Source organism: Pseudomonas fragariae (ex Marin et al. 2024) (assembly GCF_059621105.1).
In genome coordinates this window covers 1284304-1299884 of the sequence record NZ_CM184369.1, presented here as the reverse complement: position 1 = coordinate 1299884, position 15581 = coordinate 1284304, and the positions used below count along the sequence as shown (strand labels likewise).

Below are 15581 nucleotides of genomic sequence, written 5' to 3'. Positions count from 1 at the left end.
GTTCTTTGTGGGAGCGAGCTTGCTCGCGAAGAGGCACGCCCAGGCGCTAAATCCGTAAGACCGGACCTCGCCTGAGCTGCTTCACCGACAAGCCGTAACGCGACGTGTTTTACCCCCCAATTTCAACGGGGGGTTTGGGGGGGCTTTGAGCCCTTGAATGTTGGACAAACGGAGAGATAAGGATGGTTTTCTCATCCAACGTGTTCCTGTTCCTGTTCATGCCGATCTTCCTCGGCTTGTACTATCTGAGCGGGCAACGCTATCGCAATCTGCTGCTGCTGATTGCCAGCTATATCTTCTACGCCTGGTGGCGAGTGGACTTTCTGGCGCTGTTCATCGGCGTGACCGTCTGGAACTACTGGATCGGTCTCAAGGTGGGCGCAGCAGGCGTGCGGACCAAGCCGGCACAGAAGTGGTTGCTGCTTGGCGTGATTGTGGACCTGTGCATTCTGGGCTACTTCAAATACGCCAACTTCGGCGTGGACAGCATCAACGCAGCCATGACCTCGATGGGTCTGGAACCGTTCATCCTGACTCACGTACTGTTGCCGATCGGTATCTCGTTCTATGTCTTCGAGTCCATCAGCTACATCATCGATGTGTACCGCGGCGACACCCCGGCCACGCGCAACCTGATCGACTTCGCTGCATTCGTCGCGATCTTCCCGCACCTGATCGCCGGCCCTGTACTGCGTTTCCGTGATCTGGCCGACCAGTTCAACAACCGTACCCACACGCTGGACAAGTTCTCCGAAGGTGCCACGCGCTTCATGCAGGGCTTCATCAAGAAAGTGTTCATCGCCGATACCCTGGCCGTGGTCGCCGACCACTGCTTCGCCCTGCAGAACCCGACCACCGGCGATGCCTGGCTGGGGGCGCTGGCCTACACCGCGCAGCTGTATTTCGACTTCTCCGGTTACAGCGACATGGCCATCGGCCTGGGTCTGATGATGGGTTTCCGCTTCATGGAAAACTTCAAACAGCCTTACATCAGCCAGTCGATCACCGAGTTCTGGCGTCGCTGGCACATCAGCCTGTCCACCTGGCTGCGTGACTATCTGTACATCACCCTGGGCGGCAACCGTGGCGGCAAGGTCGCGACCTACCGCAACCTGTTCCTGACCATGCTGCTCGGCGGTCTGTGGCACGGTGCCAACGTCACCTACATCATCTGGGGTGCCTGGCACGGCATGTGGCTGGCGATCGAAAAAGCGGTCGGTATCAACACCAAGCCTTACAGCTTCAATGTAATTCGCTGGGCACTGACCTTCCTGCTGGTGATCATCGGCTGGGTCATCTTCCGCGCTGAAAACCTGCACGTTGCCGGTCGTATGTACGGCGCCATGTTCAGCTTCGGCGAATGGCAGCTGTCGGAACTGAACCGCGCCAGCCTGACCGGTCTGCAAGTGGCAACGCTGGTGGTGGCTTATCTGACGCTGGCGTTCTTCGGTCTGCGCGACTTCTACCAGAACCGCGAAAAAGACACCGGCAAGAGCACCAAGGCCGACGGTCCTGCAACCGCTCAACCGGGCACCATCAAGGCAGTTCCTGGCGACGCGCCTGGCAGCCTGCATATGCCTGGCTACACCGTGGGCAGCGAAGCTCAAGTGCAACCGGCCTATTGGGAAGCCGACTGGCCACGTTACGCCATGCGCGCACTGATCCTGCTGCTGTTCGTGGCTTCGATTCTCAAACTTTCGGCGCAAAGCTTCTCGCCGTTCCTTTACTTCCAGTTCTGAGGAGCCTGACATGACCCGTTCATTACGAATCCTCTATATCGCCCTCTTTCTGGGCATTCTGCTGGTCCTGGGGATCTGGTCGCTGCGCAGTTTCAGCACCTTCTCGACGTCGGCGGAAACCACTGTGCTCAACGGCAAGTGGACCAAGGCGGCGGAAACTCATTACGACGATGAGTTCCCGATCAAGCGCCTGGGCACCAACCTCTGGGCGGCGCTGGATTTCAAACTGTTCAACGAAGGTCGTCCGGGCGTGGTGCTCGGCAAGGACCAGTGGCTGTACACCGACGAAGAGTTCGACGCGGTTGCCAACGGCGAGCAGAACGAAGCCGACAACCTGGCGATCATTCAGGGTGTGCGTGACGCGCTGGAAAAACAGGGCACCAAGCTGGTCCTGGCGATCGTTCCGGCAAAGACCCGTCTGTACCCGGAGCACATCGGTGACAGCAAGCCTGCCAGCCTGCACGCCGACCTGTATCAGCAGTTCCACGCTCAGGTCGCCAAGGCCGGGATCTTTGCCCCGGACCTGCTGGCGCCGCTGCAGGCTGCCAAGCAACAGGGCCAGGTTTTCCTGCGTACCGACACGCACTGGACGCCAATGGGTGCCGAAGTCGCCGCGCAGCAACTGAGCGCCGCGATTGCCCAGAAAACGCCACTGGAAGGCGAACCTGAGCAGTTCGTCACACAAGCCAAGGGAACCGAAGCCTACAAGGGTGACCTGACTACATTCCTGCCGCTCGATCCGCTGTTCAGCAACATGCTGCCCAAGCCGGACGAGTTGCAGAAACGCAGTACCGATCCGGTAGCAGGCGAAGCGGCAGGCGGTGACGCGCTGTTCGCAGACAGCGACATCCCGGTGGGTCTGGTGGGCACCAGCTACAGCGCCAACCCTAACTGGAACTTCGTCGGCGCCTTGAAAGAAGCGCTGCGCAGCGATGTCGTCAACTACGCCGAAGACGGCCATGGCCCGATCCTGCCGATGCTCAAGTACCTGCAGACCGATGCCTTCAAGAACACCCCGCCGCAAGTGGTGATCTGGGAATTCCCGGAGCGCTACCTGCCAGCACACAACGATCTTGGCGAGTTCGATCCGAAGTGGATCGCCGAGCTGAAGAAATCGCGTGACACCCAAGAAAACGTGGCGCTCAACGCCAAACAATCCGAGTCGCCCAACCGGGCGCAAAACTGAGAGGACTGACTCATGACTTTCAACACTACTGCCAACCGTTCGGCCGCAAAACGCCTGTTCAAAACCTGCGCAATGGCCGCAGGTCTGGGCCTGATGTCCCTGCAGGCTTTCGCCGGCGACTCCGCCCTGTACGGCCCGACCGCACCAAAAGGCTCGACCTTCGTGCGTGTCTACAACGCCAGCAACGCCGAAATCAACGCCACCGTCGGCAACACCAACCTCAACGAAGTGGCGCCACTGGGCAGCACTGCGTTCAGCTTCATGCCGCAGGGCGACTACACCGCCAAGCTGGGCAGCCAGAGCCTGCCGGTGAAACTGGCCGGTGATCACTATTACACCATCGTCAACAACGCCAGCGGCAAACCACAGCTGGTCGAAGAGCCACCGTTCAAGAACAAGCAGAAATCCCTGGTTCGTGTGCAGAACCTGAGCGACAAGTCCCTGACCCTGAAAACCGCTGACGGCAAGACCGATGTGGTCAAGGCTGTAGCGGCAAAAGGCATCGGCGAGCGTGAAATCAACCCGGTCAAGGTCAGCCTGGCGCTGTACGACGGCGACAAGAAAGTCACCGATGTGAAACCTGTGGCGCTGGAGCGTGGCGAAGCCGCCGTGCTCTACATCACCGGCAGTGGCAGCAGCCTCTCGCCAGTGTGGGTCAAGCCACCGGTCGCAACCCGCTAATACGGATTATGCCGGCCGGTTCAGGGCATCAGCACTGAACCGGCCCGCGCGGAACAAGAACAAGACAGAAACGACAGACACCTCGTACAGCCCTAATTGAATGCTTTTGGAGAAACAAAATGATTCCAGTTATCTTGTCAGGCGGTAGTGGTTCACGACTCTGGCCGCTTTCGCGTAAACAATTCCCTAAACAGTTCCTGGCGTTGACCGGCGAGCACACCCTGTTCCAGCAAACCCTGGAGCGTCTGGTGTTCGAGGGCATGCAGGAGCCTATCGTGGTCTGCAACAAGGACCACCGTTTCATCGTCAACGAGCAGCTCGCTGCATTGAACCTGGAAACCCAGGCGATCCTCATGGAACCGTTCGGCCGCAACACGGCACCCGCCGTTGCACTGACCGCCATGAAGCTGGTCAATGAAGGCAATGACGGCCTGATGCTGGTGCTGCCAGCCGACCACGTCATCGAAGACCAGAAAGCCCTGCAACGTGCACTGGCACTGGCAACCGTCGCCGCAGAACGCGGCGAAATGGTGCTGTTCGGCGTACCGGCCAACAAGCCTGAAACCGGCTACGGCTACATCAAGTCCACCGCCGATGCCCTGCTGCCGGAAGGCGTCAGCCGCGTGTCGCAGTTCGTCGAAAAACCTGACGAAAAACGCGCCAAGGAGTTCGTTGAAGCCGGTGGTTACTACTGGAACAGCGGCATGTTCCTGTTCCGCGCCAGCCGCTTCCTCGAAGAGCTGAAAAAGCATGATCCGGACATCTACGACACCTGCCTGCTGACCCTCGAGCGCAGCGTGCAGGACGGCGACGCGCTTGAAATCGACTCCTCGACCTTCGCCTGCTGCCCGGACAACTCCATCGACTACGCGGTCATGGAAAAAACCCAGCGCGCCTGCGTTGTGCCGCTGTCGGCCGGCTGGAGCGATGTCGGCTGCTGGTCGTCGCTGTGGGAAGTCAACGCCAAGGACGCCAACGGCAACGTCACCAAGGGCGACGTCGTCATCCAGGACAGCCGCAACTGCATGATCCACGGCAACGGTAAACTGGTGTCGGTGATCGGTCTGGACAACATTGTGGTCGTCGAAACCAAGGACGCGATGATGATTGCCCACAAGGACAAGGTCCAGGGCGTCAAGCAGATGGTCGCCACCCTGAACGAACAGGGCCGCACCGAGACCCAGAACCACCTCGAAGTGTACCGTCCGTGGGGCTCCTACGATTCGGTGGACATGGGCGGTCGTTTCCAGGTCAAGCGTATCTCCGTCAAGCCGGGCGCCTGCCTGTCGCTGCAGATGCACCACCACCGCGCCGAACACTGGATCGTGGTATCCGGTACTGCGCAGGTCACCTGTGACGAGAACGTGTTCCTGCTCACTGAAAACCAGTCCACCTACATCCCGATCGCCTCGGTCCATCGCCTGCGCAACCCGGGCAAGATCCCGTTGGAAATCATCGAAGTGCAATCGGGCAGCTACCTGGGCGAAGACGACATCGAGCGTTTCGAAGACATCTATGGTCGTTCGAACGCGCTTGAAGCGGGTGTGAAGACCCAGACTATCGCTCGCTGACAGACGCTTTTAGCTGCAAGTGAAACAGCCCTCGGCAACACGTTGCGTAGCCTTACCCGCAACGTGTTGTCGAGGGCTTTTTATCGTGAGATCCAGACCATCATTGCCCTGTAACAGATGGTTCTCATATTCAGGTTGCTCATACGGCCTCACCGGCGCTATTTCCATGAGTGGCTGCCTCCCACTTTTATGAAGTTCGAGAGTGGCATTCTTTTTTGGGCTTCTGCCTGATAACGCTTCGGGTTTTTTAATGGTTTACCTTTAATATGGTGATCGATCATCGTTGAAAACAGCTTGCTCAGCCCGCGCCCCTCTTTAAGCAATACCTCTGTGAACACCCTGGGCCCCGTGACAGCAGAAACGATTCTCATCCTGTCATTCACATCGGCGGTGCTACTGAGCACTGCGCCAAGGCCCGTCTCACGATAAACGCTGTACCGGTCGACGATCTCCTTTTCCAAGGTGCTCAGCACCGGATTGTTGGCAGGTGACGCGAACGAATTATTGTTAATCACGATTTCATCCCGGTTCCAAGGTGTGTCCGTCGGGCGCATCGTGAAAATCCTCTTGGGCTTGGGAATGAAATCGGTATCCCTGACACCGCGCTTGAACATGTCGTCCGTGTCCGAATAAATACCGCCATAATGGTTGATCAAGCTGTAGCGAAGCACGTCACTGGCTGCCGAGTAGTGTCGAGGGTCATCCCCATACAAATCCTTATAAATCTCGGACGACGGGGTTTTCTGGAATTTTCTGAAAAATTCTTCTTCCCTGAGATCGGAAATATGGACGTTCCTTCGCCCGCGCAGCGCTGCAACTATTTCCGTTTCATCACCCGTTCGCAGGTCCAGATGCAGCGTCAATTGATAGTCAGGGTTCAGCACAGAAGTGTTTTCAATCCCTCCCAGGTGCTTCATCAGTGGTTCCGCAGCGCCCAACCAGATGTAATGAATATGCTTGGGGATTTCAGCGACTCCTCCCGCAGCGTCGATGAAGGTGAGCGGATTGTTTCTCAACATACCGTATAGATTAAGCCCGTCTTCAAGCCCGGCCGGGTCCGGATTGATCCAGCGCTGTAACCACGGCGCGTAATACCGCATCCCGTAATAATAAAGCCCTGTCGCATCGCGTTCCTTGCCCGAGTAACGCACGGTCTTGTAGTTCGCTTCGATGGCATTTCGACCTGCCCACCATGATGTTCCGCCAAACGGGTAGTAACTTTCCTGACTGACACGCTGCGCCTGCCCGTCCAGTTCCAGCGTGCCGGACCCCAGGTGGTCGTTCACTGTGTAGCGAGTCTGATCATTTTCAAGCGCGTCGGGCTTTCCATACGCCCAATGCAGCACGCGCACGTTATTACGCCCGGCCTGGGCCACAACAACATGCAGGGTTTCGCCAGTGGCCGTATCGGTACGGATTTCAAGACCGGGCAGGTAACGCACATCGGCCGTATGGGTAATGGTTTTGGCTTGCGTGGTACGCACCTTGCGCAGGCGCTGGCCGCTGGCGTCGTATATATAGCGTTCGCTGTCGTCCGCAGCGTCATCGCGAACCACTGGACGCACTTGCTGCAACTGGTTGCGCCGGTCCCAGCTCAGGTTTTGCCCGGCTTGCAGGGCGAGCAAATTGCCATTGGCGTCGAAGGCTGCAGCGATTTCTGCTTCATCGGGTATATGGTCATTGATCACCGGCAGACTGCGGTTGCTGTAACGCGCAGTCACCAGCGTTCGCGAATGGGACTGCGCGCCTATATGGGTAAGCTGTTGCAGGTTGCCACCCGCGTCGTAGCGGTAGGTCTGGGTGTAATTGGCCAGTTGCGCAGGGTCGGCAGGGCTTTGAAAACCCGGAAACACCGGACCGTGATTGACGACCGCTGATTCCCGACCTGTGGCTTCGATCAGTTGGTACAGCGTGTCGTAGCCATAGGCCGAAACAGGATCAATGCGCTGATTGCGGTTATAAGCCGTTGACTGAGCGCGGTCCTCGATACGGATGACATTACCGACCGGGTCGTAGTCGTACAGCAAGTCCTGCAGCATCAGCCCATCGGCCCGTCTGGCACTCAACGCCAGCAGACGACCGTCTTCAGTGGCATAGAGCGCCGTGCTGATCACACCATTGCCAGCCGTTTCCGACACCACCCGCTGCTGCGCGTCGTATTGAATGGCACTGACCAAAACCTGTTCAGCCTGACAGTTCAGTTGCAAACGACTGTTTTTCAACTGCCCCGCAACGGTGTAATCCAGCAACTGAACATTGCCCTGCGCATCGATTTGCCGAATTGTTTCGTTCAACGGGTTGTAGTGCCAGCAGGTGGTTGCGCCGTCGCCGGGTTCCAGCAAGACATCACGCCCGGTCAGCGACTCGGGCCAGTCAGGCTCATTGGCAGAGTGCAGAAAGCGCCGCGTTTGACGAATAACACTTCCCGAAAGACCGTACGCATCATCAAGCCGCGTGCCTGCCGGATCATCATGACGAATCAACTGACCGCACTGGTTATACACGGTCGAATCAGCGCCGCCATAAAGCAAGCGCTCAACGCAGAGCTCATCTTCAAAAACTTCGGTGGGTCTTAGCAGCGCATCGTACTGGGTACGTCGCACAACGCCCCGAGCGTCCCAGGCTTCCACTACCTGCCCGGCCTCCCCCGCCAGCAACACTCGCCAGCCAGCGTCCACACTGTCGCTGGCCAGAACCCGACCGCCGAGCGAATGAATGACGCTGAGATTGGCAGGTGCCCGATCAGCCCACAGGCGCGGATCCCAATGGCTGACAGGTCGACTGGCAAGGTCGAATGACGCCTGGCTGGTACGGAGTTCCGGCTCGTGGTCGATGCTCGAGCGATGCAGCAAAATCGACGCCACAGGCAAGCCGCGCGGGTCCACCAACTGTAATGCAGGCGTGTGCTGATGAAGGGCAATCGAGCGTTCAACCATGACTGGCACCTGCATAAGTCCGACGAAGCTGGAAGATTCCGCGCTGTCCCACACTCTAGATAAGTGGCGCCGTAGCGCCTACTGACACTTATGACAGTGGCACAACAAGGGCAGACTGCAGCGCTCTCCGCGCCGATGCCTTGCCCATTGGTCAACGCCTGCCCAATGTCTGTAGTATCTCTGACATTGCATCTTGCTGGAGACCCGCCGCATGTTGATCGGCATCCTGTTAATCCTCACCTGGCTGATCCTTCTGCTCCGTTATCCGGCGAAGGCCCTGCCCGTCTCGCTGGCTGCGGCGGTCGCGCTCGGCGCGGTGGCGGCCATCGTCATCTGGCAGGACAGTCGGGAAACACGCCAGCTTGAGCGTCTGGATATCCGCCTGAGTTACGATCCGCAAGGCTGCCCGGCAGATCGTCCGTTGCAGGTCAGCATCACCAATACCAATCAGGTCACCCTGCAGGAACTGCGTTGGCGTATCGCGGCCTATGCGCCCGGGGATTCGGTGAATCTGACCGACAACACCTACGCGTCCGCACGCTATCGCGGCCCCGGTGAACTTCAGGCCAATGGCACGTGGCAGGATTGCGTGCCGGTGCCGGCACTGCGTAACGGGTACCGCCCGCAAACCCTGGAATTTCGCGCAGAACATCTACAAGGCAGTTTCTCGGACTGACCACAAGGATCTCCCATGCCCATCGCTTTGATTACAGGCTGTTCCAGCGGAATCGGCCGTGCTCTGGCCGACGCGTTCAAGGCCACCGGCTATGAAGTCTGGGCCACTGCGCGCAAGGCCGACGATGTCGCGGCACTCAGTGCAGCCGGTTTCATCGCCGTACAACTGGACGTCAACGACAGCCTGGCGCTGGAGCAACTGGCCGCCGGTCTGGAGCACAGCGGCCTGGATGTGTTGATCAACAACGCGGGCTATGGCGCGATGGGTCCCCTGCTCGACGGCGGTGTGCGGGCTTTGCAGCGGCAGTTCGAAACCAATGTGTTTTCCGTGGTGGGGGTGACCCGGGCGCTGTTTCCGGCACTGCGCCGCAACAAGGGTCTGGTGGTGAACATCGGCAGCGTATCCGGTGTGCTGGTCACGCCGTTCGCGGGGGCTTATTGCGCCTCCAAGGCGGCGGTGCATGCGCTCAGTGATGCACTGCGTCTGGAACTGGCGCCGTTCGGCGTACAGGTGATGGAGGTTCAGCCCGGCGCGATCGCGTCGAGCTTTGCACAGAACGCCAGCCACGAAGCCGAGCAGTTGATCAGCGAACAATCGCCGTGGTGGCCGATTCGCGAAGGCATTCGTGCACGCGCCAGGGCTTCTCTGGACAATCCTACTCCCGTCACCGAATTCGCTCGCGACCTGCTCAAGGCCGTGCAACACGCCCATCCGCCGCGCCTGCTGCGCCTGGGCAACGGCTCACGCCTGCTGCCGCTGATGGCGTGGTTGCTGCCCAAAGGGCTGCTGGATATGGGCCTGAGAAAACGCTTTGGGCTGAACGCTGATCTGTAGCCGAGCCTTGTCACTATCGTGCCAATGCTCCGCGTTGGCATGCCGTTCTGGACGCTCTGCGTCCTCAAGTATCAGCCGTCTACCGGCCTGACAATCACCGTGCAGGTCATCCCCGCCGCCAGCAACACATCCTGCGGTACTTGATCGAGATGGATACGCACCGGCACGCGCTGGGCCAGGCGCACCCAGTTGAAGGTCGGGTTCACGTCGGCGATCAGTTCGCGGCTTTGCGGGTTGTCACGGTCGTAGATGCCGCGGGCGATGCTTTCGACATGGCCCTTGAGCACCTCGCCGCTCATCAGTTGCAGATCCGCAGGGTCGCCCACTTTCAGGTGCGGCAACTTGGTTTCCTCGAAGAAGCCGTAGACCCAGAACGAGTTCATGTCGACCACGGCCATCTTCGCTTCGCCGATGCGCGCATAGTCACCACGATGCACATTGAGGTTGGTGACGTAACCGTCCACCGCCGCCAGTACCCGCGTGCGGGACAGGTTGAGTTCGGCCGCCTCCAGTTGCGCCTGGGCCAACTGGTAATCGGCCAGGGCCGAGGTGGCAACGTTGCTCGCGTCGTCACGATTTTCTGCCGAGATGACCAGCTCATCCATATCGGCACGCCGCCTGGCATTCAGTTTGCGCATCTCCCAGGTCGCCTTGCGTGAAGCCAGCAACGCCTGCGCCTGCTTCACGGCGATCCGGTAATGCTCCGGGTCGATCTGCATCAGCAGATCGCCACGTTTCACCCACTGGTTGTCATGTACCGGGACATCGACCACGGTGCCAGACACATCGGCAGCCACGTTGATGATGTCGGCGCGTACCCGACCATCGCGAGTCCAGGGCGTATCCATGTAGTCGACCCATAACGCGCGACCGATCCAGAGCGCGATTGCCAGCACCAGCAACGTGGCAAACAGACTGAAGAGCTTTTTCATCCAGAGATTTTTCCCGACTCAGGCGTCAACGATAAAGGGGCAGCGCCAACGCGCCGAAGATGCAGATAAACAGGCTCAGACGCAGCAGGGCCGGGTGCCAGAAATGCCGATACAGGTCAAAACCGGCCAGCAGTCGATCCAGCGCCCATGCCAGAACCACGGCCAGCAGAAAGATCAGCGTGAGGGTCGGCATGTACAGGCCGTGGAAGGCTATTTCACGCGGCGGCATGGACGACTCCTGAAGCGGTTCGCGCAACGCTGTAAGCGGCCAGCGGCGATTGCGGGTCCAGCAGCGACGTGCGGATAAAGTGCAGGTAGCTTTTTACCCGGCGCAGCACCGACGTATCGAAATGCGAGGCGAAGGGTTCATCAGCCTCCTGCACCCGCTTGATGGCCTGGTCGACTGCCGACAGGCAGCGCTGCAGATTGACCGCATCAGGCTGAATGAACAGCCGCACCAAGGCGCGCCCCATGACTCGCAGCGCGATGCGCCAGGGCTGGTACTCGGCGTAGGCAGGGTGAATCGGCAGCAGCGCCTGTTCATGGCGCAGCTCGATAATGGCGTGGCCGATTTCCAGCACCACGAACATCCAGCGCAACAGCTCGCGCTGTACCAGCGGTTTGCCGATCGCCAGGCCGTACGCCTGATGCATAAGGTCGCGAGTCTGGCTTTCGAAGCTTGAGCCCAGACGCTTGAGCGGCGCGCTGATCGCAAACACCACCTGATTGCGCAAGGCCTGCTCCAGGCGCCGCCACATCCAGCGGCTGTTGGGCGGCAGGATAATTGCCCCGGCAGCGGCACAGATCAGCATGCCGATGACCATCGCGATGTAATTGTTGATGAAGGTGTAGGGGTCGTAGACCGTCAGGTTGTCCGGCACCGAGCCCAGGCTGAAAAAAATCAGCAACCCCAGGCCGTATCCCGTCCACTGTGGACGTGAGCCCAGGTACGCGCCGAGCACGAACATCGGGGTCAACAGCAGGCACAGCAGCGGAAAACCGTCGATGTGCGGGAACAGAAAAAACGTTTCGAGAAAGCCCGACAGCGCGCCGAGCAATGTACCGCCGGCCATCTGCAGGGACATACGCCTGGGGTTGTGGGTGGTCGACGACAGCGCCACGGTGGCCGCCGAGGCCAGGACCATGCTCGCGCCGCTGGGCCACGCCGTCAGCACCCAATACACACTCATCAGCCCGACCACGCAGGTCGCCCGGGCGCCGGCTGCCAGCGCGGTCATCCAGTGGGTACGCGGTACGAACGAGCCCTTCCACTGTTCACGCTCATGGCTGTGGTCGGCCAGCGATGCGTGGGTTCGTGCGTAGTCGAGCAACTCGCTGAGCAGCCGGTACAGCAGCTCGAACGAGGTGTGAAAATCCAGTCGTTCGGCGTCGCTCGGCAGGGTGCGCTCCAGTTCGGCGCGCAGGCTTCTGACCTGCTCGGGAAACTGCGCCCTGTACGACTCCAGACGCGTGACCAGCAGCGCCGCGTCATCGTTGGTCAAGGCGCGGTCGGCGAATCCGTCGAGCAGCTCTGCAAGGTGTTCAAGGCCGGGATCGATATGCGTCAACACCTGATCGGCCTGTTCGAGACGCAGACGCTCGAGCAATTGGTGCAGGGCATTGAAGCGCGTGGTGACGGTCATGAATTCGCTGTTCAAGCGGTTGAGTCGACCGTTGCGGCGACGCATGTGCGGGTCTTCGAATACCGTGACGCTGCGCAGCCCTTCCAGGCCGATGGCTTCGGCCACAAAGCGTACGTTGCCAGTTTCGAATTCAGCGCGTGAAATGTCGCCGCGCAGGCCGTTGACCACGAAGCGCGCGAACCCGCCGAAGCGCAGATACAGCGCATTGCGCATCGCAGCGCTGGAACTCTGCGGCAGCACCGCGGCGCTGATGGCCGTGGAACACAGGATCCCCAGGGTGATTTCCAGTACCCGCCACACCGCCGACATGAACGAACCTTCCGGATGCGCCAGCGCAGGCAGCCCGACCATGGCTGCCGTGTACCCGGCCAGCACAAAGCCATAAGCGCGAAAGTTGCGATAGCGCGCCGCGCCGGCCGAACACAGGCCGACCCAGAGCGCGAGACTGCCGAGAAACGGCAGCGGATTCTGCGCAAACAGGGCCATCAACAGCACCATCATCGCCGATCCGGCCAGCGTCCCCAGCAGGCGATAAAAACTCTTGGCGAACACCTGTCCGCTCTGCGGCTGCATGACGATGAACACAGTGATCATCGCCGTGTGCGGCTGCGGCAGTTCCAGGCGCAGTGCCAGCCAGTAGGTGAGAAACGCGGCGAGCAGCACCTTGAAGATGTAAACCCAGGTCACTCCGTCACTGCGCGCCCAACTGTGCAATTCGCGACGCCACGGCAGGTCGGTGATGCGTTGCAGAGCGGCGATCATTGCCCGCCCCCGGACTCGGCGGTGTGTGCGGAATGACCATTGCCATACCCGTCACCGCCCAGCGCCACCACCAGCCCGGCGTAGGCTTCCAGTCGCGCGGCCTCGACCTGTTGCTGAACCTGTTGCTGGCGGAACAGTTGCGTGCGCGCATTGAGCACGTTCAGGTAATCGGTCAGGCCGCGCTGCCAGGCGATCAGGGCAATGTCGTAGGTCTTTTGCGCCGACGCCACCGACTCGGCGGCGAGTGCCTGCTGCTTGTCCATCGAGGCGCGCCGAATCAACTGGTCGGAGACACTTTTCAGCGCCATCACCAGCGTCTGGTTGTAATGCGCCACGGCCTGATCATAAGCAGCCGACGCCCGCCCCAGCTCCGCCCGCAAGCGTCCAGCGTCGAAAATCGGCAGGCTGATGGCCGGCCCGACCTTGTAGCCCAGCTTGCTGCCGGTCAGAAACTCCAGCACGCCGCCGCCCGTGGCCATGTAACTCAGGCTGCCGACCAGATCGACATTGGGATAAAAGCCGGCATGTGCAACGTCGATACCGCGTGCCTGCGCCGCCACCTGCCAGCGCGCAGCCACCACGTCAGGTCGCTGACCCAGCAGTTCGGCAGGCAGTGCCGAGGGCAATGTCAGTGCGGTGTGCAACGACAGCGCAGGCCGCTGCAAGGCCGCGCCCTGCCCCGGCCCCTTGCCTGCCAGCGCGGCCAACTGGTTGCGACTCAGGGCAATGGCCTCTTGCAGCGCATCGATCTGCCGATGCGCCTCAGGCAGCGGGGTTTCGGCCTGACTGACGTCGAAGTGCGTGCCGATCCCGCCCTTGAGGCGGCGCTGCGCCAGGTCGAGTATCTGTTGCTGCTGGGCCAGGGCCGCTTCGGCGATATCCAGTCGGGCGTAGTCGAGGGACAGCTGGATATAGGCGCGGACCACGTTTTCCTGCAATTCGAGCTGCGCCTGACGCTGCTCGGCAGCACTCACATGCGCCAGATCAACGGCCTGCTCGCTGGCGTTGCGTTCACGTCCCCACAGGTCCAGCGCGTAGCTCAAGCCCAGCGACGCATTGTTGTCCCAGGTGCGAGTATCGGCCAGCGCTCCGGGACCATAAAACTGATCCTCGGGCCAGTCGTGACGCATCAGGCTGGCGTTGCCCTGCAGCTGCACGGACTCGGCAGACTCGGCGACCTGCGCCATCGCCCTTGCCTGGCGCACACGAGCCGCAGCAAGTGCCAGACTCGGGCTGCCCAGCGTCGCCATCTCGACCCAGCAGTCCAGTTGCGCGTCGCCGTAGGCACGCCACCATTGCGCTGCGGGCCAATGGGCGTCGAGGGCAGCGCTCTGAATCGCCTGATCGGTGACCAGGCTGTCAGCGTGCAGGAGACTGCCCTGCGATTTGATTCCATGTGTTCCGATACAGCCGCTGATGACCAGCGTAAAAGCCAGAATACCGACGGGCCAGAGCCCTCTGATGATGCGACGCGGCACAGCTGCAAGTTCCCGAAAGAAGGTGACACACCTTGAATGGCGGCGATTCTAGGCGGCGCTCGATGCGGCGATAAGCAGGGAGATTTGTGAATCTTTGTTACTGAAACGGCGATAATCCTTTGGTCTGGATACATGCATCCGTTACTTCATGTCACAATTTGCCATCTACTCAGAGAAGTACCCATGGACACCCTGCAAAACATGCGTGCCTTCAGCTGCGTGGCGCAAGCGGGCAGCTTCACTGCTGCCGCCGCCGTGCTGGATACCACCACCGCCAACGTCTCGCGTGCGGTCTCCAACCTTGAAGCGCATTTACAGACGCGCCTGCTCAATCGCACCACCCGGCGCATTGCCCTCACCGAAGCAGGCAAGCGTTATCTGTTGCGCTGCGAGCAGATTCTCGCCTCGGTGGAAGAAGCCGAGGCCGAAGCCAGCGACGCTCATGCCCGCCCGGCCGGGCAGCTCAAGATGCATTCGATGCCGGGCGTCGGCCAGCATTATGTGATCGACGCCATTGCCCGTTACCGGCGCAACCACCCGGACGTGGCGTTCGACCTGACCATGACCCACCGCGTGCCGGACTTGCTGGAAGAAGGCTATGACGTGTCGATCGTGCTCGCCAGCGAACTGGCCGACTCGGGCTTTGTGTCTCAGCGCCTGGGCATTACCTACAGCATCGTGTGCGCGTCCCCCGAGTACGTGAAAACCTTCGGCATGGCCCACAAGCCTGCCGACCTGCTGAATCATGCATGCCTGCGTCTGGTGAGCCCGGTGTTCCCGCTGGACAAATGGCTGTTCGATGGCCCGGAAGGTCAGGAGATGGTCACCATCAACAGCTCGCCGCTGCTGGTCAATTCTGCGGATGCGATGAAAACCGCGATTTCCAGCGGCATGGGGGTCGGCATCCTGCCGATCTACTCGGCGATCGAGGGGCTGCGCAACGGCACCCTGGTGCGCGTGTTGTCCGATTACCGCTCGCAAGAGCTGAACCTGTACGCCATCTACCCGTCCCGCCAGTATCTGGATGCAAAGATCAGAACCTGGGTTGAATACCTGCGCGGTTCGTTGCCGGAAATTCTCGCAGCCGACGAAGCCGATCTGCATGTGCAGGCGCTCAAGTCCTCGTACTGACATCGTACAACT

General features: G+C 60.3%; 12 protein-coding genes. 7 read left to right on the top strand and 5 right to left on the bottom strand.

Annotation, left to right across the window (positions count from 1 at the left end; translation table 11 throughout):
- Window positions 1-182 precede the first annotated feature (182 nt).
- From AC54XV_RS05890 to AC54XV_RS05875, 4 genes are all read left to right on the top strand, one after another.
- A complete protein-coding gene (locus AC54XV_RS05890; RefSeq protein ID WP_004406766.1) occupies window positions 183-1739 on the top strand; it encodes an MBOAT family O-acyltransferase in 1557 nt (518 codons plus the stop codon).
- Window positions 1740-1749: 10 nt separating this feature from the next.
- Complete coding sequence (locus AC54XV_RS05885; protein ID WP_496718123.1) at window positions 1750-2925, top strand: alginate O-acetyltransferase; 1176 nt, start codon at window positions 1750-1752, stop codon at window positions 2923-2925.
- Between the two features lie 12 nt (window positions 2926-2937).
- On the top strand, window positions 2938-3606 hold the full coding sequence (locus AC54XV_RS05880) for an alginate O-acetyltransferase AlgF (RefSeq protein WP_004406768.1): 669 nt from the start codon (window positions 2938-2940) through the stop codon (window positions 3604-3606).
- A 119-nt stretch (window positions 3607-3725) separates the two neighbouring features.
- Complete coding sequence (locus AC54XV_RS05875) at window positions 3726-5177, top strand: mannose-1-phosphate guanylyltransferase/mannose-6-phosphate isomerase (protein ID WP_003415201.1); 1452 nt, start codon at window positions 3726-3728, stop codon at window positions 5175-5177.
- Between the two features lie 158 nt (window positions 5178-5335).
- On the opposite strand, the gene AC54XV_RS05870 is transcribed toward AC54XV_RS05875, so the two are convergent.
- Window positions 5336-8113 carry an RHS repeat-associated core domain-containing protein gene (locus tag AC54XV_RS05870; RefSeq protein WP_496718121.1) on the bottom strand — a complete coding sequence of 926 codons (2778 nt, stop codon included), beginning with the start codon at window positions 8111-8113 and terminating at the stop codon, window positions 5336-5338.
- A 211-nt stretch (window positions 8114-8324) separates the two neighbouring features.
- On the opposite strand from AC54XV_RS05870, the gene AC54XV_RS05865 reads away from it, so the two are divergent.
- Together AC54XV_RS05865 and AC54XV_RS05860 are read left to right on the top strand one after the other, a co-directional pair.
- Window positions 8325-8789: a hypothetical protein gene (locus tag AC54XV_RS05865; RefSeq protein ID WP_004406770.1), complete on the top strand. Its 465-nt coding sequence runs from the start codon at window positions 8325-8327 to the stop codon at window positions 8787-8789.
- 15 nt (window positions 8790-8804) lie between these two features.
- Window positions 8805-9623 carry an SDR family oxidoreductase gene (locus AC54XV_RS05860; RefSeq protein ID WP_103359642.1) on the top strand — a complete coding sequence of 273 codons (819 nt, stop codon included), beginning with the start codon at window positions 8805-8807 and terminating at the stop codon, window positions 9621-9623.
- A 71-nt stretch (window positions 9624-9694) separates the two neighbouring features.
- Here AC54XV_RS05860 and AC54XV_RS05855 read toward each other — a convergent pair whose 3' ends face one another.
- From AC54XV_RS05855 to AC54XV_RS05840, 4 genes are read right to left on the bottom strand one after another with little or no spacing between them, the layout of a single operon-like run.
- Window positions 9695-10555, bottom strand: coding sequence for an efflux RND transporter periplasmic adaptor subunit (locus AC54XV_RS05855; RefSeq protein ID WP_024661098.1), 861 nt, complete (start codon window positions 10553-10555; stop codon window positions 9695-9697).
- A 25-nt stretch (window positions 10556-10580) separates the two neighbouring features.
- Complete coding sequence (locus AC54XV_RS05850) at window positions 10581-10784, bottom strand: DUF1656 domain-containing protein (RefSeq protein WP_004406774.1); 204 nt, start codon at window positions 10782-10784, stop codon at window positions 10581-10583.
- Window positions 10771-12960, bottom strand: a complete 2190-nt coding sequence (locus tag AC54XV_RS05845) for an FUSC family protein (RefSeq protein WP_496718120.1) — start codon at window positions 12958-12960, stop codon at window positions 10771-10773. Before AC54XV_RS05845 ends, AC54XV_RS05850 begins: the two co-directional genes overlap by 14 nt.
- A complete protein-coding gene (locus AC54XV_RS05840; RefSeq protein ID WP_496718118.1) occupies window positions 12957-14438 on the bottom strand; it encodes an efflux transporter outer membrane subunit in 1482 nt (493 codons plus the stop codon). Before AC54XV_RS05840 ends, AC54XV_RS05845 begins: the two co-directional genes overlap by 4 nt.
- A 183-nt stretch (window positions 14439-14621) precedes the next feature.
- Here AC54XV_RS05840 and AC54XV_RS05835 point away from each other — a divergent pair, with 183 nt between their 5' ends.
- Window positions 14622-15569: a LysR family transcriptional regulator gene (locus AC54XV_RS05835; protein ID WP_004406777.1), complete on the top strand. Its 948-nt coding sequence runs from the start codon at window positions 14622-14624 to the stop codon at window positions 15567-15569.
- Window positions 15570-15581 lie beyond the last annotated feature (12 nt).